Genomic DNA, 24,036 nt, shown 5'->3' with positions numbered 1-24,036 from the left:
CGTCAAATCAAACCGCGCCATATCAATCCCCTTCTCGGAGAATGAATCAGATCGCCGCCCCTTTGGGAATCCTGTTTATGGGTATGTGACCTAGAGATCCCGACCATTTTGCAATTCGGTGCGGATGGAAAAACTCTCATGACGAAATTTTCAAAGCATTAAAATTCGGTAGAAATCTCATTTTCACCGACATGGTGTGTGGATCGGCGTGGAAAAAGGGCTCTGACCCAAATTCCGTGCAGATTGGGTCATGCCGGCATCATAATCCTTGCCTTCAGCAGATCGAGCTTGGCGCGGCCGTACATCTGGCGCTTGATGGATTTAAGGCGGCAGATGGTGCCCTCGACCTGACCACTTGACCATGGCGTCGAGATGGCTGCGGCCACGGCATCCCGGTCCGCGTCGACGCCGGCAGCGAATGCAGCAAGCTTCGTCTTGGCAGCTGTAGCAATCCACGGATCGAGGCGAGTTTCATCCTTCGAGCGCATCATCGCGTGGAAGCGTTCGAGCACCTCTCGAGCCGCGATTAGCGAGCGTACCGCTCGTTCGACTACGGCATTGATCAGAGCCGTCTGCGCCGAGCCGGTCTCCCGTTCTGTCGTCATGCTGCGCGCAATCGTGCGCGCGCTCAACGAAGCCCCGCCGGCATGGCCAAGTTTCTCGTCACGCCGGCGGCGCGTGGCCCATTCGCTAACCACACGCAATGAGCCGGCAAAGCCTGATACCTTCAACCGCCGCCACAGTTCGGCACCCACCCGGCATCCTGCAGCCCACTCGGCCTCAAGCGTCAGCGACCAGGCATCCAGCGAGCTCTGGCGGCAGCGGAAAGTGTCGTGACGTTGACCACGTAGAACCTTCCGGATCGTCTGGCGCGAAACGCCAGTGATGCGGGCCATGGCCTTGATCGGCATGCCTTGCGCGGCGAGGTCCTCGATGCGCCGGTTGAGCACCTCGCGCACTTCGGCGCCGTCCCACTGGATGCGTTCGGCACGGGTCAGGGTCGCTGGATCGATCGGGCCGGTGGGCGCAAGTGCCCGGCGCAAACCGGGCATTTCGGAGCGGACAGCCGCCAGGAACGCTGCCGATGCGTTTTCGAACAGATGCCAGCGATCAGCCACCTGCCGTGCCTGAGGGGCCGCTTCGGTGGCTGCAGCACCATAGCCGGGGCCGCGATCCCGGCATATGATCTCGACCTGCGGGTTACTACGAAGCCATGCGACCACGGTGTCGCGCTGCCTGTCGGGCAAGAGGTCGATGACCTGGCGGCGTTCGAGATCGACAACGATGCTACCATAGCTGTGTCCACGCCGCCAGGCGAAGTCATCGATGCCGATGACGCGCGGGGGCGGTGGCGCCTCTGCCGTTGGCTCCCCACGTCGCAGAACACGTAGCATCGTGTCCCGCGACCACGGCACCGCTAATCGCGCCATCATGCGTGCGCCCGGCCTGCCGCCAAGCGCGACGGCAACTGCCCGCAGCAGTGCATCGCAGCGACCGATCCGCCGGCCATATCGAAGTGCAAAGGTCGCAGCTAATGGTTCGCTGAATGTACGTCGCCGGCAAGCCGTTTCGCCGCACCGAAAACGCCGTACTGAGAGCCGCAGCTGGACTTTGGCTCCGCTAATTGGAAGGTCACAGAGGGTGCGATCATACCGGCTGTGGCAGGATGTCGATGTCGTGCCGCAGTCCGGACACGGAGCGTGCGACGTCGCTAGCCGGCCTGATATCCGCACGATGCCGTCCGCGAACACCTTGTGCTCCACGATCAGACCTGGAAGCGATAGAATGCTGTCCCACGCTTTTGATCCCATCGGCCTGCTCCTCATTGCCTAGAGGCAAGACACGACCGCAGATCATCCGATCCTGTCAAATCTGCACGGAAATTGAGTCAGAGCCCTTTTTCCACGCCGATTGACAAACTGGCGGCCGGATCGGAACAACGACCCATCCGAGGCACCGCGGCCGATATGGCAGACGGAGCGATCGGGTTGATACCCGCCATCGTGGCGAGCCGCTGGCTGTTGGAAGCCGTCTCGAAGCCTGACGTGGCCGAACGGGCGAACACGGAGAAGCCACTGAAGGAACTCGTCTGACAGGCGCGGATGAAACGTCTATCGCCAGAACGCGCGCGTCCTGATCGCGAGCTTCTCCGGCGCGAAGCTGAGACATAGTCATCGAACCGTCGACCCCGCGCACGGTGAGAAGTGGTGAAGGGGTCGTGGTTCTTACCGCGATGCTGCTTCAGCGGGCGAACTGTGGGACCATCGAGCCTATACGTCACGCAGCGAGGTCTTACCTAGCCAACCAACCACCATCCACCGCCAGAATGTGCCCATTTACATAATCCGACGCGGGGGATGCGAGAAAGACGGCGGCACCACCCATGTCTTCTGGTGAGCCCCATCGGCCAGCCGGAATTCGTTCGACGATTTGACGGTTGCGCGTTTCGTCCGCCTGCAGGGCCGCTGTGTTGTTGGTTGCGATATAACCGGGAGCGATCGCGTTCACGTTGATGCCCTTGGTCGCCCATTCGTTCGCCAAGAGCTTGGTCAAGCCGGCAACCCCGGATTTGGACGCGGTATAGCTTGGTACCCGTATCCCACCCTGAAAACTAAGCATCGATGCAATATTGATGATCTTCCCGCGCCCTCGTCCGACCATATGCCGGCCGGCAGTCTGGCATAGAAAAAACGTCACCTTCAGATTGGTGTCCATCACCGCGTCCCAGTCCGCTTCCGTAAAATCCAGACTGTCGGCGCGGCGGATAATACCGGCATTATTGACCAGCACGTCGATCCCGCCAAGTTGCTGAACGACATCATCGATGATGTGTTGAACCGGATCTATAGTGGATAGATCAGCAGAAATCAGGATCGCACGCCGCCCCAGCGCTTCTACGGCCGCGACCGTCTCCACCGCCGCAGTACGCCCGGCACAGGCTATGTCAGCGCCGGCTTGCGCAAGAGCCAGCGCGATACCTTGTCCGATACCGGTGTTCGCTCCGGTGATGAGCGCGACACGTCCAGTCAGATCGAATGCTTTCATGGCCCTGGTCTCGACAAAAAAGGAGCGCGGCACAAGGCCGCGCTCTGAGGTGGGGTGGGAGAGGACAGCAAGGCGAGTTAGAACTTGTAGCTGGCCCGCACACCGCCATACCGATTGAAATCACGCGGCAGGTAACTCTGGACAGCCTGGGCATTTCCCTGATTGCCGAATGAGTTGGCGATGTTGATGAAATACTGCTTGTTGAAGACGTTGTTGACGAAGCCGATGATTTCCCAACCTTGCTCAGGGCTCCTGACACCGGCAGAGAGATTGAGAACGCCGTATCCCTCCTGGATGCTCTCGGGATCATTGTTGATGTTGAAATTGATCTTGCTCTGATAGTTGTACGCGGCCTGCAAAACGCCTCGAAGGGTATCGGTCAGGCGAGGCGTATAGTCACCCGACAGCGAAAGCTTCCACTCGGGCGCTTGGGCTGGACGGAACCCGGCGAGGTCCTGGCGTGCCGGGCTTCCTGTGCAACCCTGGGCGGCAGACTGGCCGGCGTAGCATTGTGCAAAAGGAAACGACCTGATCTTCGCGTCGGTGTAGGTTACGCCACCACCAAGATTGAAGTCTTCGCCGACCCGGACACCGCCTTCGAGTTCGACACCGCGAGTGCGGAGCTTACCAACGTTCGCGAGGCGGAAGTTGATCGTTCCATCTGACAGCGTTTCGATGCCCTGGGCTTGGAAATCGTCAAAGGTCGTGTTGAAAATGGTCGCGTTCAAAGTAACGCGGCGGTTTGCGAACTGCGTTTTGACGCCCAGCTGCCAGTCTTTGGACGTTTCCGGACGAACTGGGACCAGACGGCTCGCGTTGAACCCGGTGCCGACGTCATAGGCTTCACCCTTGTGGCCGGTCGCGTAAGTCAGAAACGCCATGGCATCGGGGCCAAGCTTCTGCTGGACGCCCAGCTTGTAGGTTTCATAGGACTTTGAGCTGTCACCCGCAAAGAAAGTGCCCCCCCGACGATCATCGAACGAAACGTAGATCTTGTTCTTGCCGACCCGGACGCCGCCGATCAGAGTGGTATTTTCGGCAAGGTCATACTCTACTTGTCCGAAACCGGCATACTGCTTGGTACCGTTGGTCGAATACCAGTCCGCTTGCGAGAAGAACGGTCCGCGGGTGAAATCACGTGTCACATCAAGGTCGGAATAAAACAGGCCCACGGTGTAGCGGAAAGGATTGTTACCCGGTGAGACGAGCCGCAGTTCCTGGGAGAAGGCGTGGACGTCGAACGTACCGGACTGGCGGTTATCAAGCGCGGCAATAGCAGATTCATCCTGATCGAGGATATCAAACTGGTTAAAATGATCCCACGCGGTAATGGAGATAAGCGAAGCAAATCCCAGATCGGCCGACAACTTCAACGATTGTGCGAAATCGTAATAGTCGGTTCCCGAGTTGATGTTGTTGACGACGTCGCGATTGTTCTCGCCAAACGTCACACCCGGAGCAAAGACGCTGGGACCATTCGCGGCGACGCCTCTCAGGCGCGCTGCGGGGGACACCCGAATGAATGGGCGTCCGATCGTGGTGCTGCCATCGATGTAGCTGATCTGTCCTTCGACATTCAGCCAATCAGTGGGATCCCAGACTACCTTGCCACGAACCGAGAATATCTCGCGCCCATTGACCTTATCGCCGGTGCCAAGATTACGGACGTTTCCTTCGAACTTGTTATAGTTTGCGCTGACCCGAAAGGCGAGACGGTCCGTAAGTGGGCCTGACAATGACCCGTTTGCACCATATTCTTCGTCGGTCGTTACGAGACCGCCGATATGACCACTAAACTCCTTCGTTGGTGCCTGAGTGACAATATTGATAAGACCCGCCGAAGCCGAACGCCCGTACAGCGTGCTTTGGGGACCGCGAAGAACTTCAATTCTCTCGATATCCGAAAGATCCGCGAAAGCGCGAGCCAGGAACTGCACCGGCACATCGTCGATCTGTACGGCAACACTTGGCTCCACGCTTGGCGAGAACGCGAAGGTGCCGATACCACGGATCGAGATGGAGGCATTGACGGGCTGCTCGGACGGACGGATCAGAAGTGAGGGCGCCGCACGCGTAAGGTCGGAAAACTCCCGGATACCTTGCGCTTCGAGAGCCGCGCCACCCAGAACCTGAACAGCCAGCGGGATGTCCTGCACGCGCTCTTCACGCTTCTGCGCGGTTACCACGATGTCTCCTGGATTGGAGTCATTTACAGCGGCGGGCGCAGTCTGCTCAGATGCCTGCGTTTGTGCATGCACGACACCGGTGCCCGCGCAGAAGATGCCACCTGCAAGAATAGCTCGCGACATGGCGGTAGTGCTTAGAAACTTCATGATAGTCCTCCCCGATTTACGGACCCGAGTCTTTGATGACTTCTCCGAGGCCCAATCTTAGCAGCAGCCTGACTGAATGCAATAGTTATATGATAACTTCTGACATAGCGTTGTTGAAGCTCTGATCGAGCCATCCAGCCCTCTCCAAAGTCATTTTCAATCAATGGTTTGTAAAGAGCCGGCGCTGCTCGATAACTTACGATCTATATGACACACTTAGCGCAGCTGGCAGATGTCTTTGACATCCATGTCATTGTAATCGAGATTTTCGCCCGCCATCGCCCAGATGAAGCTGTAAGCGCGCGTGCCCGATCCCATGTGGACAGACCAAGGCGGAGATATGACCGCTTCCTCGTTCTCCATGACGATATGACGAAGTGCCTCGGGCTTGCCCATGTAGTGGAACACCCGGTCATCGCCTTCGAGATCGAAGTACAAGTATATTTCCGAACGCCGCTCATGGACGTGCGGCGGCATCGTATTCCATACGCTTCCGGGCTCGAGAATGGTCATCCCCAGACAAAGCGATGCGCTCTGGCAGACATGCGGCAGGATCAACTGATAGATCTGACGAGCATTCGACGTCTCGAGGCTGCCACGCTCCATCGGCGTAGCGTCCGCCAGGGTCAATCGACGAAGCGGAAACGCCCGGTGCGCCGGAACGCTCAGCAGATAGAACCGCGCGCCCTCGCCTTCGAAGGTAACGGTACCCGACCCCATCGGCACGTATAGCGCATCCCGAGAGGCCAGCTCGTGACGCTCGCCATCGACCGTCACGACGCCGACGGCACGACCGATGTTGACGACGCTCAGTTCACGGCGTTCCAGCAACGAATGGCCCGCCGCGCTGTCCGGCTCGGTCTGGACCGGCAATGGCAGAATGCTGGCGCCCGGAACCGCTCCGCCAATGATGAAGCGCTCGCCATGCGAGTAGGTCAGGACGATCTCACCATCTCGGAAAAGACCGCCGACCAGATAGCGGTCGCGCAGTTCTTCATTGGACACGCCGTCCATCATGTCGGGATGGGTTGCGTAGTACGTTTTTTCAAACACAAGATTCTCCTGAAAACTGAACTGGCTGGCGCCCTGCCTAAAGGGCCGCGACTGCGGTCGCGGCAAGGAGGAGAGCGCCGGTGCCGTAGAACTGGGTGTCGCTGGCCTCGACCTTCTCGGGGCGGTCGCTAACCTGCTGGACCCACCCCAGACGACCGTCATCCTGAATGGCCTTCACGAGCGCCGACCAGCCCTTCCTGACGACCGGCTCGTACGTCGCGCGATCCAGAAGACCAGCTTTGATACCCCAGGCCATCGCATAAGTGTTGAAAGCGGTCCCGCTGGATTCAGGAGGGGAATCCTTGGCCACCAGCAGCGATGGCGACCAATACCCATCGGCCTTCTGCAACTCGCGAAGGCGCTGCGCCATCTCGCGAAAGAGACCTTCCATGCGCACGCGGTCGGCGCTGCCCTTTGCAAGCATGGGGATGATTCTGGCCATGCTCGCGATGACCCACCCATTGCCGCGGCTCCAGAATTGCTTCTCGCCATTCGCATCACGGCGCTCGAAGAAGCGGCTGTCACGATAGAAGAGGCGCTCTGCCGGATCATAGAGAAAATCCGTCGTCGCCCAGTACTCGCGCATCGCATATTCCTGGTAGCGCGGGTCGCCGGTCTGACGTGAGAGCTCGATCATGGCGGGAGGAGCCATGAACAACGCGTCGGCCCAACACCAGCGGGGCAGGCATTCGGTGTCGTCATAACCTGATGGCGGTTGGTAGAACGCCAGCGAAACCCGTGGCGGATTGGCTAGGATGTAATCGAATGCCTTGCGTGTCGGTGCGCTGGCCGATGGCCCTGCTCCATTCTTGGCCGCCCATAGGTAGGATTGGGTTATCACCAAGTCATCGGCGTGGAACGGACGCCTCGCGGGTAGCCACTGGTTCGCCCGACCCATCGCCAGGATTGCGCTTTTGATCTGGGACGAACCGCCTGCATCGGCAAGCGCGGTCATCCCGATCCAGAATACGGCTTGCTCCCACGCTCTGGGATTACGCGTCTCGCTGGTGACGCGCGAGACATGCCCCTGCCCGTCCATGTGCGCGAGTTGCCAATTCGCGACACGAGTCGCGACGGCGATTGCCTCCTGGCCTGCAGGCCGTTCAGTCTGCCGGGGGGCGCGGGCTTCGGCTGGCGCGGCGAGCATGGCGGCGAGCGCAAGGGCGCCAGCGATTGTCGATTTCATGACGCGATGTCCTCTTGCTGACGAACCGGCGCGAGCCGGGGGCTGAGCAGATGCAATGCGCCCAGGGCGACAAAATAGGCACCGCCAGCCACTCCGAAGATCAAGGCATAGCTGCCTGTCGCCTCCAGCACATGGCCTACGAATTTGGCGATGAGCATTCCTCCGATCGCGCCCGCAGTCCCGCCGATGCCCACGACCGAGCCGATCGCTCCGCGCTGAAAGATATCGGAAGGCAACGTCAGCAGATTGGCGGAGAAAGCCTGATGGCCCGCGGTCGCCAGCCCGATCAGGAGAACGGCTAACCACAGGGAATCGATATACTGCACGCTGACGATCGGCAGCACGATGAACGCGCATCCCAGCATCGTGAACTTGCGGGCACGGTTGGGCGTTAGGCCGGCGCGGATCAGACGCGAGGATGTCCAGCCGCCGATCACGCTGCCAAAGTCCGATAGGATGTAGATGACGACCAGAGGTGGCCCGAACGTCTTGAGATCGAGGCCATAGCGGCGGCCAAGGAAGTCAGGCAGCCAAAACAGGAACATCCACCAGATCGGGTCGGTCAGGAACTTGGGCACGGCATAGGCCCAGGTCTCGCGCACCAGGAACAGTCTGCGCCAAGGCAACTGCTGGACTTTCACCACTGGGTCGCTGCGAATCAAAGCCAGTTCTTCGGGGCTGACACGCGGGTGCTTTTCAGGCGTGCGATAGATCGCCAGCCAGGCAATCAGCCAGACCACGCTGAACGCGCCAGTCGCGATGAAGGCGAAGCGCCAGCCATACGCCAGCGTCAAGGCTGGAACCAGAAGCGGAGTCAGGATTGCCCCAACGTTGGCGCCCGCGTTGAACAGACCGATCGCAAAGGCGCGCTCACGCTGAGGAAACCAGTCCGCAACAGCTTTGAGACCGGCGGGGAAGTTGCCGGATTCCCCAACGCCGAGAGCGAACCGCATCAGGGTGAACTGCGTGACGCTATGGACCAGCCCGTGACCCACATGCGCGAGCGTCCAGATCGTAAAGGCGACGGCATAGCCGAGCCTGGCCCCGATCACGTCGATGAACCGGCCCATGCCGATGAACCCGATCGCATAAGCGGCCTGAAACCAGAAGACGATGTCGGCGTATTGCGCCTCGCTCCAACCCAGATCGACTTGTAATACAGGCTTCAGAACGCCGATCATCTGCCGATCGATGTAGTTGATCGCAGTAGCCGCAAAGAGCAGCCCGCATATTACCCAGCGATAACCGCGCGCCCGCTTTGCCGCACCCTCGACAATGGCCGTGGCATCGGAGGTCACAAGCAGAGTCCAGGGCCAGATAATGTCAGCGCGAAGGTCGCGATCCGACCGTAGAACACCTTATGCATGACTCCTCCCGTGATCGGCTTATGCCGACTTGGAAGTTATCATACGAATCCTGGGCGCCCGGTCAACACGAAACTCCAGATCAGCTGGATCGCTCCTTTACCCGCGCCGACGCGCTCAGGGTGGAGTGGCGCGTGAGGCTTTCCTGCATGTGATGGCGTGCAGCGTCCCGCGCGCGCTGCGGATCCATGCGCACGATCGCATCGACAATCGCATCATGCTCGGCATGAACCTTGGCGGCATAAGCCTGATGCGACGCCTCGGGCTGATCCCGCAGATAGAGATTTCGCGGTGGCACCAGCCGAAGCCCCATGAAATCGACCAGCCGTCCGAAATATTCATTCTGTGTGGCCCGCGCTATTGCGAGATGAAACGACGTATCGGCGTTGGCCGCTGCAATAGGATCGTCCCTGCTTTCGACCATGTCCTGAAGCGCCTCCTGTATCCGGCCGATATCCGCAGTCGTCCGGCGCGAAGCGGCAAGACCCGCCATCTCGGTTTCCACGGCGAGTCGCATTTCCAGAAGTTTGATGACGTCGGCCAGCTCGTGAAGCTCGTCCTTGGTGATCTGGAACGCCCGATACGCCGCCGTGTCGGCAACGTAAACCCCGGAACCCTGCCGAGACACGGTGAGGCCTTGGGCGGTCAGCCGTGCGAAGGCCTCCCGTACCACGGTGCGGCTCACGTTCTCGGTGAGCGCAATCTCTTTTTGCGTGGGCAGGCGCATGCCGGGTGCGAGCTCACCTGAACGGATCTGCGCTTCGATCTTGGTGAACAAATCATTGGTAAGAGAGGATGGGACTGCAACATCGCCTCCGAGCCGGGCTTCATCGAAACCCTCAGCCCGCATACTACTTGTCATATCAATCTCCACTGATTATGCCTCGATTATCACAATAAGAGCCTCGGGTCGATCCGAGGACGAAATAGAGGGGAGGTCATATGATGCATTCGATGCGGGTGGTCGCTGCCCTCCTCACTTCGAGCGTTTGTACGCAGGTTCACGCCCAGGAAATCGGATTACCGATCCAGCCCCAAGTGGATGCGAGACGTCCCGATTGGGAAAATCCGGCCGTGTTCGCGATCAACAAGTTTCCCGCGCGTGCAACCAGCTTCCCTTTTGAAACCCGCAAAAAGGCGCTTGCCGGACATCGTACGAAATCCGAGCGATTCATTCTATTGAACGGAGCATGGAGCTTCTCGTTTTCTCCCAACGCTGACGCTTTGCCAACGGGCTTCGAGCAGCCTTCCTATGACGTTTCGGCCTGGAAGCAGATCAAGGTGCCGGCCGATTGGCAGGCGGAGGGCTACGATCAGCCGCGCTACAACAATATAACCTATCCATTCCCAGCCAACCGCCCGCTGATCCCGCACGCCACCAATCCGGTCGGCTCCTATCGGAGGGACGTCGATGTACCCGCGAACTGGTCAGGGACCGATGTGATACTGCACATTGGTGCAGCGGGTTCGGCCTATTACGTCTGGGTCAATGGCACGAAGGTCGGCTATTCGGAAGACTCGAAGCTTCCGTCGGAGTTCGACGTGACCCGCTTCGTTCGCCTTGGACGAAATGTCATCGCGATTCAGGTCTATCGGTGGTCGGACGGCTCCTATCTCGAAGACCAGGACTTCTGGCGTGTCTCCGGCATAGAGCGAGAAGTGTTCCTGCTAGCCGCGCCGAAGGCTCGCGTACGTGACTTCTTCGTCCATGCCGGGCTCGACGGCACCTACAAGGTCGGCACTCTCGCAGTCGACGTTGCGGTGACGCCGTCGATGCAGAACAGCGAAGCTCGCGTCGTACTTCTCGATGGCGACCGTCAGGTCATGGCGCTCTCAAAATCGATCGCCAAAGGCGCGAACGAGCGCACCGTCACGCTGCGCGGCCGCCTTCCCGATGTCAAACCCTGGACTGCCGAGACGCCCAATCTCTACATGCTGCTGGTCGAACTCTACGATGCGAAGGGCGCGATCATACAGTCGACTTATGCCCGGGTGGGCTTTCGCACAGTGGCGATGCGGGATGGTCTGGTAACCGTCAACGGTCGACCGATCACCATTCGCGGCGTCAACCGACACGAACATGATCCCGAGACCTTTCACGTCGTCTCCCTCGAGTCGATGGAGCGGGACATCCAGTTGATGAAGCGTGCGAACATCAACGCGATCCGCACCTCGCACTATCCGAACGATCCCCGCTTGTACGAACTGGCGGATCGTTATGGCCTCTATGTGATGGATGAAGCCAACATCGAGAGCCACGGATACATGGATTGGGCCAACAAGCACCCGCAGTTGCGCGGGCGCTATCAGATGGGTTTCGATCCCGCCTGGGAGGCAGCCCACGTCAGTCGTGTCACCAATATGGTCGAACGGGATAAGAACCACCCGTCGATTATCTTCTGGTCGCTGGGCAACGAGGCCGGCATCGGGCCGACTTTTGCACACGCAGCAGCCGCAGTCCGGGCCCGCGATGACAGTCGCCTGATCAGTTATCTCGGATGGGGCACATGGCCGGGCCTGCCCGACCATCGGCCAAACGACTACGCCGACATCTACGCGCCCATGTACGACAGTGCCGATCGGATGGCGGACTACGCTGAGAACTGGTCGTTTCGCCAGCCCATGATCCAGACCGAGTATGCGCATATGCAAGGCAACTCGGGTGGAAATCTCAAGGAATACTGGGACACGATCTACAGCCACCCAAAGAAGCTGCAAGGCGGGTTCGTGTGGGATTGGGTGGACCAGTCGATGTATCGCTACACGCCGGATGGTCGCCGATACTGGGGCACCGGTGGCGAGTATGGTGCGAACCCGGGCGGCGAGATAGAGTTCGGTGACGGCCTGAACCAATCCGATCGCACGCCCAACCCGCAACTGTTCGAACTGCGCAAGATCTACGCGCCGATCCAGTTCGCACGTTTTGATGGGGCAGCAGGCACCATCGACGTCATCAACCGCCACGATTTCGTCGACCTGTCGAACTACACGTTCGATTCCGAGGTCCTGAAAGACGGTGTTCCGATAGCCCGCACCGAACTTCCGGCTCTGCGCACCGCCGCCCGTTCGACCGAGACGATCAGGCTCACGCTTCCGGACTTGGCACGTCAGGCCGACGCAGAATATGTCCTGACCGTCCGGGCACACGCCAGAAATGGCGCTATTCCAGCAGTAGATGCCGGCACTGTCGTCGGCTGGGAGCAGTTCGAGCTCAGCTCTCCCCGTCGCACGGCGACCGCCCCATCGGGGGCGGTAACGCTGGTCGAGGCGGGGGGGAAGGTCCGCCTTGCCGCCAATGGTGCCGAACTGGTGCTGGATCGCAAGACCGGGCTGATCGATCGCTATAGCGCGGCGGGCCGGTTGCTGCTGCAGGGCGGCACACCCAATTTCTACCGCGCGCTCACGGACAACGACATCGGCACGGGCGTGGAGGCGACGCACGGTGTCTGGCAGAAGGCATCGTCGCAACGCGTCGTCCAGACCGTAAAGGCTCGAACCCTCGCTGACAGCGGCGCCGAGGTGACCGTCCGCTACCTGGTGGGCGATGGCGCCGCCACGTTCGTGTCCCGCTATGCCATGTCAGGGGACGGATCGGTCCACGTTAGCGGCGATTTTACGCCGCTCAGGACGGATCTGCCCGACCCGCTGCGCATCGGCCTTTTCTTCACCATGCCCGGAACCACCGATACCGCCGAATGGTATGGTCGCGGCCCGCAGGAGACCTATCAGGACCGGAAAAGCGGCGCCCCGCTGGGACTGTGGCGCGGGCGGATCGCGGATCAGTATCACGACTATATGCGCCCACAGGAAAGCGGCAACAAAGTCGATGTCCGCTGGATGGAAGTGCTTCGAGCAGGCGTCGGGGGCCTGCGTGTCATTGGTGATGCCCCCTTGTCGATGAACGTGCTCGCCTTCCCCTACGAAGATCTTTCCCGACGTGCGCCCGGCACGCGTCGAAGCACGGACATCGTGCCACATGGCGACGCCTCCTTGATGATCGATGCGGTGCAGGCTGGCGTTGGCGGCGACAATGCGTGGGACGCGGGTGGTCGTCCCTTACCGCCATATCGCATCGCACTCACCCCACGCAGCTACGGCTTCAACCTTGAGCCTTTCGCCGGAGACGGCACCACCCCTGCAGCCGCCAAGGCCGCAAATGCCGGAGACTTGCAATGAACCGCCGTGTCGCTTTCCTCGCCGCCGCGCTGATCGCTGCTCCTGTGCTGGCCCAGGATGCGCCCCGCAGCGGCTTGCCTCCGGTCGATAAGCCCCTCCCTCCCACACCGGACAAGACGCCTCGGGCCGCCGTGATGCTTGCGGATTATCGGTATGATGATCTCATGTGGGAAAACGACCGCACCGCCCACCGCATCTATGGCCATGCTCTCGAAGCGGCGGAGCCCCCTTCCGGATCGGGCGTCGACAGTTGGGGCAAGAACGTCGCCTGGCCGTTCATGGATCGCCAGCTTCGTACGGGTGACCAGCATGCCTATCATGGCGAAGGCATCGACTTCTACAACGTCGGCGCGGGACGCGGTGCTGGCGGGTTGGGTATCTGGTATGACAACAAGCTGTGGGTATCGCGCAATTATCGCTCCTACCGCATTCTCAAGAACGGGCCGGATGTCGCGGACTTCCAGGTCGAGTATGCCCCCTGGCCGGTCGACGTCAGCAGAAAAGTTTGGGAGACGCGTCGATTCACGCTGCCTTTGGGCACGCAATTTACGCGGATGGTTTCGACGATCCGTTCCGACAAGCCCGGGCCGCTGGTTGTGGGTATCGGCATCGGCAAGCGCACCACTGGCGCGGGCGGCGACATGACGGTCGACCGAAGCCGTGGCGTGCTATCGTGGTGGGGACCGCAGGACCGCGATCACGGTCGCATGGCCGTGGCCCTGCGTGTCGATCCCGGCATGATCGTCGACGTGAAGCAGGATGCGGACAATGATCTTGTCCTGTTGCGGGTCACCCCGGGCAAGCCTTTCGTCTACTATTCCGGCTCAGCCTGGAATTTGGGTCAAGGGGGCTTTCGCGATCGCGCCGCCTGGGATCGATATGTCGCCGGCGCACAGATGAACTTCACACCGCCACCCGCCGGCTCCTGACAAGGAACGTTTATGCAGCGTCGTAATTTTCTCGCGTCCGCTCTTGCAACCGGTTCACTGGCCGCGAGCACGCGTGCGACAGCCCTTGGCACCGATCCCGCCGCACGCCACGCAAAGGGCAGCGACAGATCGTACATGCTCGGACTGCTTGACCGAATGGCCTCCCCTGTGTTGGGCCCGATGTCCCAAGGGCGGCTGCAGGCGGCCTTCAAGCCCGAATTGAGCCCGACCTGGGACGGTCGCAATCCCAAAGTCGCCTATCTAGAATGCTTCGCCCGGCTGATGGCGGGCATCGCGCCGTGGCTGTCCTTGCCCGACGATAATTCCGACGAAAGTCGGCTGAATTCCAGGCTACGCGAACAGGCCCTTGCCAGTTATACGCATTCGGTCGACCCGGGCAGCGCCGACTATCTCCTCTGGAAACCGGAGCCCCAGGCGCTGGTGGACTCAGCTTATTATACCAACGCGCTGCTGCGCGCTCCCAAGCAGCTGTGGGAACCGCTCAGCGCGGTCACAAAGAAGCGGCTGATCGACGAGATCAAGGATTTGCGGCGCGTGTCGCCTCCGTATCAGAACTGGCTGCTGTTCGCGGCGATGAACGAAGCCTTCCTGCTCTCCATCGGCGAGCAGTGGGATCCGATGCGGATCGATCTGGCTATTCGCAAGATCAACGAATGGTACGTCGGCGATGGCTGGTACGGCGATGGCCCACGCTTCCACTTCGATCATTATGGCGGGTACGTGATCCATTCGATGCTGGTCGAGATCCTCGAAATCCTCGTGGCGACGAATGCCAAGTTCAACAGTCTCGATACCGTGGCGCTGCTCGATCAAGCCTACAAGCGGATGCAGCGATACGGCCAGCATCTCGAGCGGCTGATCGGCCCTGACGGTAGCTATGCGCCGATCGGCCGTTCCCTGACCTATCGCACGGCAGTGTTTCAGCCGCTCGGTCTTCTGGCTTGGCGAAAGAAGCTACCGGCCGCGTTGCCCGAAGGTCAGGTGCGGAGCGCGACCGTGGCGGCGCAGCAAGCGATATTCCGCTTTCCCTCCAACTTCGATGCCAATGGCTATCTGACGATCGGCTTCACCGGACATTTGCCGACGCTGGGCGATATCTATTCCAACGCCGGCAGCATGTATATCACGTCCGAAAGCCTCGTGGCGCTCGGACTGCCAGCGAGCGACAGCTACTGGACCGCACCCGCGCTGGATTGGACATCGAAAAAGGCTTTCAGCGGACAGCCGTTCCCCAAGGATTATTACGTCGATTACTGATCGACGCTGCCAACGGAGCCAGAGTGACGATCTGGCTCCGAGCGCGGCTCGAGCCCAGCCGAAACCCGCATTTCAAGCCAGAAACTCGACTTTGGGGGGACCTACCTTCACCGGGTCGAAAGTATCGTCGGCTGTTGACCCAGGTCTCAGGTCTTGAACAGCCAACCCTCGGCTTCTTATCCGCTTCAGTGCGCCGATCACCGTGGCAGCGAGCACGCATGCTCGTGCCTGTGTCTAGCGCCGCACGTCCTTGCCCTCTTCCAGAAGCGCGGCGAGATCGCGTGAGCGGATCAACACCTGATCGCCATGGATCGAGTGCTTGTATCTGGCCAACGCCAGTCCGAACCGAGCCACCTCGGCATCGTCTGCGCCGCACGCCAAGGCGTGCAGAATGCCGGCTGCGAAGGCATCCCCCGTTCCGACGCGATCGACAATTCCCGAAATCACGATCTCGTCGGTCTCATGCCAGCCGTCCGGCCGATCGACGCGTGCCGACAAGCGATGGACGTCCGATGTTTCCACGTGCCGCGCGGTACACGCAACAAGCTTGAGGTTCGGGAAGGCGGCGAAAGCGGCTTCAGCGGCCTCGCGACGTCTCACAGCACCATCACCCGAAAAGGGTCGATCGAGCAGAAGCGCAATATCGCGGTGATTCCCGAACAGGACGTCGGCTCTGGCGATGAGTTGCGTGAGAACGGCGCGGGGATCGCTGTCCCAACTCTCCCATAACTTTGCGCGGTAGTTTCCGTCGAAGGACACGGGCACCCCAGCCCTGCCCGCAGCTTCGGCGGCGCGCAGAGCCGCCTGAGTGCCTCGTTCGCCGAGCGCCGGGGTGATGCCCGAAAGGTGGAGTCTCCCGGCGCCTGCCAGGTTGGCGTCCCAATCCCATTTTTCGGGAGGCACCCGCACAAACGCGGAGTGCGCCCGATCATAGATGACCTCGGTGCTTCGAGCACCGGCGCCCGTCTCGACGAAATAAAGCCCCATGCGCCCGGGTGAGCGCAATATACCGTCACAATCGATGCCGTGACTGCGCAGCGCTTGAAGAGGCGCATCGCCCACTGCGGTGTCTGGAAGAGCCGAGACCATCGAGACGCGATGTCCCAGTTGCGCCAGCGCGACGCCAACATTCGCTTCGGCTCCGGCAACGCCGACTTCAAGACGAGGCGTCTGAAGCAGCAGTTCTCCGTTTGGAGCGGAGAGGCGCAACATGATCTCGCCAAAGGCGACGAAGCGACCCGTCTCAGATGCTGAATTCATCGGTGACCTCCCGATTGCCGATCAGGAAAGCGTCGGCCACAAGGCGCATTGGCCGAAGGTCGACATCACTGGCGCTCTCGCGCATCAGATCCACGAAGTGCCGGTAAAGGCGCGGGTACTCGCCTTCATCGCCTACCGCGACCGGCGCATCGTCGATCAGCAGCCGAGCGCCGCCGTCCAGAAGGGCCAGCGATCCGCCCTCGTGATCGACATGTATCGCCCACTGCTCCCCGGCCGTTTCGCGCCAGTCGAACGAGGCGGTCGCGGCATCGGGAACGCCCTTGCCGTTGAAGTGCAGGTGCGCCGCGATCGGCATCTGGCGGTTCGCCGGCACTTGCAGCTGCGCCGCAGCGACCTCGATCTCGCAAGGAAGGATTTCGGTGGCGATCGACAGGGCATTCACGCCAGGGTCGAAGACGCCGAAGCCGCTGGTCTCCCAGATCCAGTCCTGGCCCGGATGCCATTTACGGACATCTTCGCGCCACTGGATTTCGATGCGATCGATGCGTTTGCCGGCAAGAACCCGCTTCGCCGCCGCGACCGCAGGCGCGAAACGCGAATGCCAGGACGCAAACAGGCTTACGTTCGCATCCCTTGCCGCCTGTTCGATGGCGAGCGCCGCGCCCAGCGTGGCTGCGGGCGGCTTTTCCAACATGGTGTGCCAACCCGCCGCGATTACCTCGAAGGCCGTCGACATGCGCTCACCCGGAGTATTGCAGAGCGAGACGGCGTCCACCGCAAGGCCTGAGGCCTGCAACTGTGCCACCGAAGCGGATATGGGGACGCCTTGCGGGGCAATATCACGCCGCGTGATGCAGGCGACGAGATCGAGATCGGGATTTGCGGTGATCGAAGGAACGTGCTGCGTTTGCGCGATCTGGCCATATCCCAGGATCGCGATACGAAGGGGTACCCGGCTCACAGGGCGTGGACTGCGGCGACGAAGGCGAGGGCCGCGGCGGCGACTTCGGGGATGGGCTTTGCCGCACGGTACAGGTTGGACCCCAGGCCGAAACCGTCAGCACCGGCAGCCCGCCAAGCCGGCATTGCCTCAACCGTCATTCCCCCGACCGCGAGCACAGGCACATGCCGCGGCAGGACCGCCCGTTGCGCCCGCAGATAAGCAGGGTCGGCGCCTTCGCAGGGAAACAGCTTGAGACCATGAGCGCCTGCCTGAAGCGCCTCGAAGCCTTCGCTGGGCGTGTAGTAGCCCGGAAGCGACACCATACCCGCGCCAACGGTAGCGCGGATGACATCGACGTCGGTGTTGGGGGAGACCACCAGATGCCCTCCGGCCTGGCGAACGCGAGCGACATCCTCGGGCGTCACGACCGTGCCCGCGCCGATCAGCGCATGATGGCCGTGCCGCTCGGCTAGCTTGGCGATACTGTCATAAGGATCGGGCGAATTGAGCGGGACTTCCAGAATCGTCATGCCCGCTGCAACCAGCGCATCGCCCACGCCGTCGATCTCGGCCGGAGTGACGCCGCGCAGCACGGCCACGAGCGGACATGCGGCGAATGCCTGTTGAAAATGCCTGGCCGGATCGGTCATCGTTGAAGCTCCCAAATATGATGAATGCCAGCGACGAACGCCGCATGGCTGTCGATTAGCGTTGCGTGTCCGCCGAGCGTCTCGACGGCAGCCGCGTACAGACTCCCGAGTGCGGGATCGGCGAGGATGTAGATGGTCTCGTCCGCGATCTGGCGCGCCACGACATCGCTTCCGATCAGCAGACCACTGAGCATGGCGGCCGCGTCATCGCGCGATAGCCGGCCCAGCAGGACCGCCGCGCGGACCCCGAACAACTCGCTCAGGATCGATTGCGCCGAAGTGGCGCGCAGGAGGCCTTCCCGAAATAGTGGGCCGTCGGCCACGGCCCCACGCATCATTTCGGCGAGGATGCTGTGATCCCGCAGCAACGCAAAGATCTCCCCGGTCATCATCGTCGTGAAATCGGTCAGCCTGCCGTCTTCCACCGTGATCCACTTGGTGTGCGTCCCGGGCTGACAATAGATAGCGGTGCGTGGTGCCAGGCCCGCAAGGTTCGCGCCCAGCACTTGGACCTCCTCGCCGCGCATCACATCGGCGCGATGTCCCTCGGCAAGACTGACGCCCGGAACGATCGCGAAATCGGCGCCCTCGATTCTGGTCAGGGCACCGGCAAGTGTCGCCAGCTCGGCGGGAGCCCCGACATATCCTGCGTCCTGCCATCCCAGTGACGAGCCGACCATGCCGGCGGCGATCGCGGGCAGATGACCGAACTGGTGGCGCAAGGCCGCCAGTTCTGCAGGGTAGCCGCCTTGAGCAACCGACTTGACCCCGTGATCGTCACGCTGGGTGGCCAGCACCCTGCCGCCGTCGTCCATGACGTAAGTGCGCCGATTGGTGGTCCCCCAATCGACCGCGAGGTATGCCGCGCCCTCCATCAATGCGATTCCCGCGTGACCACGGAGCCGCTCCTCCCGCGCAGGAACGTAAGGTCGGCGCCCTCGTCCGCCTGCATCACGGTGTCGATGTAGAGACTGTACCATCCTCGATCGTAAGTGCGCTCAGGCGCGATCCAGGCTTCTTTCCGGGCGGCCAGTTCGGCCGCGTCGACTTCCAGTTCGATGATGCCGGCCTGCGCATCCAGCCGGATGATGTCGCCGTTGCGCACCAGGGCCAGGGGACCGCCGACGCTCGATTCCGGCGACACGTGCAGCACCACCGTGCCGAAGGCCGTTCCGGACATGCGCGCATCCGATACGCGCACCATGTCGCGAACGCCCCGTTCCAGCAGCTTGCGCGGCAACGCCATGTTGCCCACCTCAGGCATGCCGGGATAACCGCAAGGTCCGCATCCCTGCAGTACCAAGATGCAATCGGGATCGACGTCGAGATCAGGATCGTCGATCCGGGCGTGATAATCCTCGATCGAGGTGAAGACGACCGCGCGACCACGATGGACCAGCAGTTCGGGCGAAGCGGCGGACGGCTTGATGATCGCGCCGCGCGGCGCCAGGTTGCCGCGCAAGACCGTGAGGCCAGCTTTCTCGCGTAGAGGCTGATCGAGCGGCCTTATGATCTCCTGGTTGTAGTTGGCTGCTTCGGCGGCAATTTCGCGCAACGAGCGACCCGATACACCGACATGATCGAGGTCGAGCGCATCACCCAACTCGCGGATCAGCGCAGGCATGCCGCCAGCATAATGAAAATCTTCCATGAGATATCGACCCGCCGGCATGAGATCGACCAGGAGGGGAAGATCGGCGCCCAGCGCCTGCCAGTCGTCCAGGTCGAGGCTGATGCCGGCCCGTCCGGCGATGGCCAGCAGATGGAGGACGGCGTTGGTCGAGCCACCGATCGCGGCGCATGCGCGAATGCCGTTCTCGAAGGCGGTGCGGGTCAAAATGTCGGAGAGCTTTGCACCGGCCTTGACCAGTTCGACGATCCTCACGCCCGACATGTGCGCCATGGCCTTGCGGCGCGCATCGACGCCGGGCAGCGTCCCGTTGTACGAGAGCGAGAGCCCCATGGCCTCCACGATGCAGGCCATGGTCGAAGCCGTGCCCATGGTCATGCAGGTTCCGGGTGAGCGCGACATGCCGGCTTCGGCTGCCGTGAATTCGGCCATCGTCATTTCGCCGGCGCGCACGTCTTCTGAAAAGCGCCATACGTCCGTGCCCGATCCGATGTCCTTGCCGCGGTACTTGCCATTGAGCATGGGACCGGACGACACGACGATGGCAGGCAGGTCTACCGATGCAGCGCCCATCAGCTGCGCCGGGGTATTCTTGTCGCATCCGCCCAGCAACACCACGCCATCCATCGCATAGCCGCGGATCGATTCCTCTACGTCCATGCTCATCAGATTGCGAAAGAGCATGGCGGTGGGCCGGATCTGCGTTTCGCCGAGCGACATGGTCGGGAATTCGAGTGGGAGCCCCCCTGCCTCCCAGACTCCGCGCTTCACCGCATCTGCCAACTCCCGGAAATGGGTATGACAGGGATTGAACTCTGAAAATGTCTGACAAATTCCAATGACCGGCCTTCCATCGAACACATGGTCGGGAAAGCCCTGATTCTTCATCCAGCTGCGATGGATGAAGCCGTCCTTGTCCTGCTTGCCATAGCTCGCCCGCGACCGGAGCCCACTGTCCCCCTTGCCGTCTTTGTGCATCTTAAGGCTCCATAACTCCGCATTATCGGGGCATTGTCGGGCGCGCGTCACCAAGGTGAGAAATCGAAACGAATCGTCGTGACGCCTCGGCATCGGCGGCCGCGCCGCACGATTATGGCATCGAAGAGGTCCGACCGCTTATCCCCTCCACCGACTTTTCTATTGCCGTCGTCAGATTTATACTACAAATCTGAACTGGAACGGCAAGAGGAAAATTGCGATATGTCACCCACCTGCGTCGCAGACGCCAAGGCGCTGTTGGGCGAAGGGCCGCTATGGGACGAAAACCGGCAAGTCCTGTGGTGGATCGACATCAAGAATGCATGCCTCCACCGGTTCGAGCCCGATGGCTGCACCGATGTCGCGATTGAACTCGACCGCCGGGTCACAGCGATGGCTTTGGGCAAGAATGACGAACTGTACGCCGTCGGCGATGTCGGTTTTGGCCGCCTTGATCCGACCAGCGGGCGCTTTTTGCCCGAAACCCCGGCGCCTGGTGAACCTTTGGGGAACCGCTTCAACGATGGCAAAGCGGACCAGAGAGGCCGTTTCTGGGCAGGTACCATGGATGATGCCGAACTTGAGGCGACAGGCGCCATCTATTGCTTCGAAGCTGGCGGCGGGGTGGAACGCGTGGCGGATGGATTTCGGGTTCCGAACGGGCCCGCATTCGACTCGCTGGGGCGCCTGTACCTTGCCGACTCCGCGCTGCGCACGATCTACCGTTATCCGGCCGACAAGCCCGGCAGCCCTGATGCCAGAAGTGTGTTCGCAACGTTTCTGGAAGAGCATGGCTATCCGGACGGCATGACATTCGATCATGAGGACCATCTCTGGGTGGCGTTCTGGCATGGCTGGTGCGTGCGCCGCCTGTCTCCCGACGGCGAGATTGTCGACGAAGTGCCGTTACCTGTACAGCGGCCCACCAGTTGCGCCTTTGGCGGCCCCGGCCACAAAACGCTTTACGTCACATCGGCCAGCGTGGGGCTGAACCACATGGCGCTGCACGCCCAGCCACAAGCCGGGGGACTTTTCGCCTTCACACCCGCTTGTGGCGGCATGCCAACCGATCAAATAAGTCTGTAAAAAACCGGCAAGAATTCAGGGAAGAGAATGCGATGGAATTGGCTACATGGGATATCGTCATCGTCGTGCTATATGGCATCGCGATTTTCGGGCTGGCGCAATATGTGTCGCGCGACAAGCCTGGCGCTGGCCCCAAGAACACGACTGATTATTTTCTCGCGTCCAAGAACCTTCCCTGGTGGGCCATTGGCGCCTCCCTGATTGCGGCTAATATCTCGGCCGAACAGATCGTCGGCATGTCGGGCTCGGGCTATGCGATCGGATTGGCGATCGCGTCCTACGAATGGATGGCTGCGGCCACCCTCCTCGTCGTGGGCAAATATTTTCTGCCCATCTTCCTGCGAAATGAAATCTATACGATGCCGCAGTTCCTAGAGCGGCGGTACGGTCCCTCGATCCGGACGCTGATGGCGGTTTTCTGGCTCATCCTGTACATCTTCGTGAACCTGACTTCGATCATCTGGCTGGGATCGATTGCGGTCACCAAGGTGGCTGGTGTCGACCAAACGGTGGCCCTGATCGGTCTTGGCGCGTTTGCCTTGCTCTATCAGCTGCGAGGCGGCCTCAAGGCGGTTGCGCTCACCGATATCGTCCAGGTCACGTTGCTTGTACTCGGCGGCCTGATCATCGCCGGACTGACGCTTTCCGAAATCGGAGGACCGGGAGGAATTCTTGCAGGATGGCACCGCCTGACCACCGAGTTGCCCGACCATTTTCACATGATTCTGAAGAAGGACAATCCGTACTACATGGACCTCCCTGGCCTCTCGGTCCTGATCGGAGGCCTGTGGATCGCAAACCTGAGCTACTGGGGTTTCAATCAATACATCATCCAGCGCGCTCTTGCGGCAAAAAGCCTGGATGAAGCGCAGAAGGGCATCCTGTTCGCGGCTTTCCTCAAGCTCCTGATGCCGGTCATCATCGTTCTTCCGGGCATTGCCGCAGTCCTGCTCGCACCCGATCTTGCGAAACCCGACGAAGCCTACCCCACCATGATGCGCCTGCTTCCGACCGGCCTCCTCGGGCTCGTGTTCGCAGCGTTGATCGCAGCGATCATTGCCTCGACCGCATCGAAGATCAATTCGATTGCAACGATCTTCACCTTGGATGTCTACGCCAAGTTTCGTCACGTGCGCAGCCGGGTGGAGGACGAGCAATCGTCGCCCGATCATGAGCGCCACCTGGTTGCGATAGGCCGCATCACGGCTGCCATCGCCATCGTTCTGGCCATCATCACGGCCAGACCGCTCCTTGGCCAATCCGACCAGGCATTCCAGTTCATTCAGGAATTCACCGGCTTCTTCACGCCCGGCATCACCGTGATCTTTCTTCTCGGCCTGTTCTGGCGGCGCGCGAACGAAGCCGGCGCAATCACGGCGGCGGTCGTCTCCGTGTTCCTTTCATGGGCACTCAAGATCTGGTGGAGCGACCTCCCGTTCATGGACCGGATGAGCGTGGTCTTTGCAGTCTCGCTGATCCTGGCCATAGCCATGTCGCTTATCGTGAAGTCGAACGCCGCGAACGACACGATCGAGACCCGCGACGTCAGCTACAAGACAAGTACGAGCTTCAACATGATCGCTATCGGAATCCTCATGGGATTGATCGCCCTTTACGCAACATGGTGGTGAGTAGCCCCTAGATTTCTGGACGCCTTCTATCCTAATTTTGAGGACAGGAGGCGATGATGGGGAAGCCCCATTTCAGCGATGAGTTCAAGCGTGATGCGGTGGCTCAGATCACCGAGCGCGGGTATCCGGTAGCCGAGGTTTCGCAGCGGCTCGGCGTCAGCCAGCACTCGCTGTATTCGTGGAAGCGGCAGCTGGGCAGGCAAGTGTCAGGCGATGCCGGCAAGGATGCCGAGATCCGCCAGCTCAAGCGCGAGCTGGCCCGGGTGACGGAGGAGCGCGACATCCTAAAACGTATGGCCCGCCCCGTCCGCAAGAGGTTTGTCAGAGACGGCATGATGGTCTGCATCGACGTATCCGGTCTCAAGGCTGATGCCCTGGCCAAGATGGATATCCGCGCAGTCTGGTCCTCATAAAAGCGCCGGTGCCGAGCACCACATTTAGAGCATTTTCGGTTTAGTCGAATGCATACCCGGAGTTCTGGAGATAGTTTAGGCACTCTTCTGGGCTGAAGGCATCGAGCGAGGTGCCGATGG

At 61.0% G+C, this 24,036-nt stretch carries 18 protein-coding genes and 1 pseudogene; 7 read left to right on the top strand and 12 right to left on the bottom strand.

The features are described from left to right. Positions 1-248 precede the first annotated feature (248 nt). Entirely contained in the window at positions 249-1,811 is a 1,563-nt protein-coding gene (locus HNO88_RS20335) for an ISL3 family transposase (protein WP_184250244.1), read from the bottom strand. 156 nt (positions 1,812-1,967) lie between these two features. Here HNO88_RS20335 and HNO88_RS22760 point away from each other — a divergent pair, with 156 nt between their 5' ends. Next, entirely contained in the window at positions 1,968-2,093 is a 126-nt protein-coding gene (locus tag HNO88_RS22760) for a hypothetical protein (RefSeq protein ID WP_281384071.1), read from the top strand. A gap of 199 nt (positions 2,094-2,292) precedes the next feature. Here the strand turns inward: HNO88_RS22760 and kduD are convergent, their stop codons facing one another. The 6 genes from kduD to HNO88_RS20305 all read right to left on the bottom strand — a co-directional run bounded on the left by kduD (position 2,293) and on the right by HNO88_RS20305 (position 9,831). Continuing rightward, entirely contained in the window at positions 2,293-3,045 is a 753-nt protein-coding gene (kduD, locus tag HNO88_RS20330; RefSeq protein ID WP_184250241.1) for a 2-dehydro-3-deoxy-D-gluconate 5-dehydrogenase KduD, read from the bottom strand. A gap of 77 nt (positions 3,046-3,122) precedes the next feature. Then, positions 3,123-5,378: a TonB-dependent receptor gene (locus HNO88_RS20325; RefSeq protein ID WP_184250238.1), complete on the bottom strand. Its 2,256-nt coding sequence runs from the start codon at positions 5,376-5,378 to the stop codon at positions 3,123-3,125. A gap of 216 nt (positions 5,379-5,594) precedes the next feature. Next, entirely contained in the window at positions 5,595-6,431 is an 837-nt protein-coding gene (gene kduI / locus HNO88_RS20320) for a 5-dehydro-4-deoxy-D-glucuronate isomerase (RefSeq protein WP_184250253.1), read from the bottom strand. A 37-nt stretch (positions 6,432-6,468) separates the two neighbouring features. Continuing rightward, positions 6,469-7,578 carry a glycoside hydrolase family 88/105 protein gene (locus HNO88_RS20315; protein WP_184250235.1) on the bottom strand — a complete coding sequence of 370 codons (1,110 nt, stop codon included), beginning with the start codon at positions 7,576-7,578 and terminating at the stop codon, positions 6,469-6,471. Between the two features lie 35 nt (positions 7,579-7,613). After that, complete coding sequence (locus tag HNO88_RS20310; RefSeq protein WP_312857139.1) at positions 7,614-8,915, bottom strand: MFS transporter; 1,302 nt, start codon at positions 8,913-8,915, stop codon at positions 7,614-7,616. A 148-nt stretch (positions 8,916-9,063) separates the two neighbouring features. After that, positions 9,064-9,831: a FadR/GntR family transcriptional regulator gene (locus tag HNO88_RS20305; protein WP_246382200.1), complete on the bottom strand. Its 768-nt coding sequence runs from the start codon at positions 9,829-9,831 to the stop codon at positions 9,064-9,066. Positions 9,832-9,923: 92 nt separating this feature from the next. On the opposite strand from HNO88_RS20305, the gene HNO88_RS20300 reads away from it, so the two are divergent. From HNO88_RS20300 to HNO88_RS20290, 3 genes are read left to right on the top strand one after another with little or no spacing between them, the layout of a single operon-like run. Next, on the top strand, positions 9,924-13,157 hold the full coding sequence (locus HNO88_RS20300; protein ID WP_312857138.1) for a glycoside hydrolase family 2 TIM barrel-domain containing protein: 3,234 nt from the start codon (positions 9,924-9,926) through the stop codon (positions 13,155-13,157). Continuing rightward, entirely contained in the window at positions 13,154-14,086 is a 933-nt protein-coding gene (locus tag HNO88_RS20295) for a DUF4861 family protein (protein ID WP_184250229.1), read from the top strand. The genes HNO88_RS20300 and HNO88_RS20295 overlap by 4 nt, the downstream gene beginning before the upstream one ends. A 12-nt stretch (positions 14,087-14,098) precedes the next feature. Next, positions 14,099-15,364 carry a DUF2264 domain-containing protein gene (locus tag HNO88_RS20290; protein ID WP_184250226.1) on the top strand — a complete coding sequence of 422 codons (1,266 nt, stop codon included), beginning with the start codon at positions 14,099-14,101 and terminating at the stop codon, positions 15,362-15,364. Positions 15,365-15,598: 234 nt separating this feature from the next. Here the strand turns inward: HNO88_RS20290 and HNO88_RS20285 are convergent, their stop codons facing one another. The 5 genes from HNO88_RS20285 to HNO88_RS20265 are packed head-to-tail and all read right to left on the bottom strand — an operon-like array spanning position 15,599 to position 20,786. Then, positions 15,599-16,624, bottom strand: coding sequence for a sugar kinase (locus tag HNO88_RS20285; RefSeq protein ID WP_184250223.1), 1,026 nt, complete (start codon positions 16,622-16,624; stop codon positions 15,599-15,601). Continuing rightward, positions 16,608-17,546 (bottom strand): Gfo/Idh/MocA family protein, encoded by a 939-nt coding sequence (locus tag HNO88_RS20280; RefSeq protein ID WP_184250220.1) that lies wholly within the window; start codon positions 17,544-17,546, stop codon positions 16,608-16,610. Before HNO88_RS20280 ends, HNO88_RS20285 begins: the two co-directional genes overlap by 17 nt. Next, positions 17,543-18,178, bottom strand: coding sequence for a 2-dehydro-3-deoxy-6-phosphogalactonate aldolase (locus tag HNO88_RS20275; protein WP_184250217.1), 636 nt, complete (start codon positions 18,176-18,178; stop codon positions 17,543-17,545). Before HNO88_RS20275 ends, HNO88_RS20280 begins: the two co-directional genes overlap by 4 nt. Then, positions 18,175-19,053, bottom strand: a complete 879-nt coding sequence (locus HNO88_RS20270) for a 2-dehydro-3-deoxygalactonokinase (RefSeq protein WP_184250214.1) — start codon at positions 19,051-19,053, stop codon at positions 18,175-18,177. Before HNO88_RS20270 ends, HNO88_RS20275 begins: the two co-directional genes overlap by 4 nt. After that, positions 19,053-20,786, bottom strand: coding sequence for an IlvD/Edd family dehydratase (locus HNO88_RS20265; RefSeq protein WP_184250211.1), 1,734 nt, complete (start codon positions 20,784-20,786; stop codon positions 19,053-19,055). The genes HNO88_RS20270 and HNO88_RS20265 overlap by 1 nt, the downstream gene beginning before the upstream one ends. Positions 20,787-21,008: 222 nt before the next feature. Between HNO88_RS20265 and HNO88_RS20260 the strand changes: the two genes are divergently transcribed. From HNO88_RS20260 to HNO88_RS20250, 3 genes and pseudogenes are all read left to right on the top strand, one after another. After that, on the top strand, positions 21,009-21,872 hold the full coding sequence (locus tag HNO88_RS20260) for an SMP-30/gluconolactonase/LRE family protein (protein ID WP_184250208.1): 864 nt from the start codon (positions 21,009-21,011) through the stop codon (positions 21,870-21,872). Between the two features lie 32 nt (positions 21,873-21,904). Then, positions 21,905-23,503 carry a sodium/sugar symporter gene (locus HNO88_RS20255; protein WP_184250204.1) on the top strand — a complete coding sequence of 533 codons (1,599 nt, stop codon included), beginning with the start codon at positions 21,905-21,907 and terminating at the stop codon, positions 23,501-23,503. A gap of 56 nt (positions 23,504-23,559) precedes the next feature. Next, positions 23,560-23,817 (top strand): annotated as a pseudogene (locus HNO88_RS20250) (transposase); the annotation flags it as partial. Between the last annotated feature and the right edge of the window lie 219 nt (positions 23,818-24,036).

Origin of the sequence: Novosphingobium chloroacetimidivorans (assembly GCF_014204535.1) — a bacterium.
GTDB classification, from domain to species: domain Bacteria; phylum Pseudomonadota; class Alphaproteobacteria; order Sphingomonadales; family Sphingomonadaceae; genus Novosphingobium; species Novosphingobium chloroacetimidivorans.
The sequence above is the reverse complement of the archived record's forward strand: the minus strand, read 5'-3'. Positions and strand labels throughout refer to the sequence as shown.

Coding starts and splice junctions, on each gene's coding strand:
- HNO88_RS20335 (WP_184250244.1), bottom strand. CDS start 1,811: ATGGGATCAAAAGCGTGGGACAGCATTCTATCGCTTCCAGGTCTGATC.
- HNO88_RS22760 (WP_281384071.1), top strand. CDS start 1,968: ATGGCAGACGGAGCGATCGGGTTGATACCCGCCATCGTGGCGAGCCGC.
- kduD (WP_184250241.1), bottom strand. CDS start 3,045: ATGAAAGCATTCGATCTGACTGGACGTGTCGCGCTCATCACCGGAGCG.
- HNO88_RS20325 (WP_184250238.1), bottom strand. CDS start 5,378: ATGAAGTTTCTAAGCACTACCGCCATGTCGCGAGCTATTCTTGCAGGT.
- HNO88_RS20315 (WP_184250235.1), bottom strand. CDS start 7,578: ATGCTCGCCGCGCCAGCCGAAGCCCGCGCCCCCCGGCAGACTGAACGG.
- HNO88_RS20305 (WP_246382200.1), bottom strand. CDS start 9,831: ATGCGGGCTGAGGGTTTCGATGAAGCCCGGCTCGGAGGCGATGTTGCA.
- HNO88_RS20300 (WP_312857138.1), top strand. CDS start 9,924: ATGATGCATTCGATGCGGGTGGTCGCTGCCCTCCTCACTTCGAGCGTT.
- HNO88_RS20295 (WP_184250229.1), top strand. CDS start 13,154: ATGAACCGCCGTGTCGCTTTCCTCGCCGCCGCGCTGATCGCTGCTCCT.
- HNO88_RS20290 (WP_184250226.1), top strand. CDS start 14,099: ATGCAGCGTCGTAATTTTCTCGCGTCCGCTCTTGCAACCGGTTCACTG.
- HNO88_RS20285 (WP_184250223.1), bottom strand. CDS start 16,624: ATGAATTCAGCATCTGAGACGGGTCGCTTCGTCGCCTTTGGCGAGATC.
- HNO88_RS20275 (WP_184250217.1), bottom strand. CDS start 18,178: ATGACCGATCCGGCCAGGCATTTTCAACAGGCATTCGCCGCATGTCCG.
- HNO88_RS20270 (WP_184250214.1), bottom strand. CDS start 19,053: ATGGAGGGCGCGGCATACCTCGCGGTCGATTGGGGGACCACCAATCGG.
- HNO88_RS20265 (WP_184250211.1), bottom strand. CDS start 20,786: ATGCACAAAGACGGCAAGGGGGACAGTGGGCTCCGGTCGCGGGCGAGC.
- HNO88_RS20260 (WP_184250208.1), top strand. CDS start 21,009: ATGTCACCCACCTGCGTCGCAGACGCCAAGGCGCTGTTGGGCGAAGGG.
- HNO88_RS20255 (WP_184250204.1), top strand. CDS start 21,905: ATGGAATTGGCTACATGGGATATCGTCATCGTCGTGCTATATGGCATC.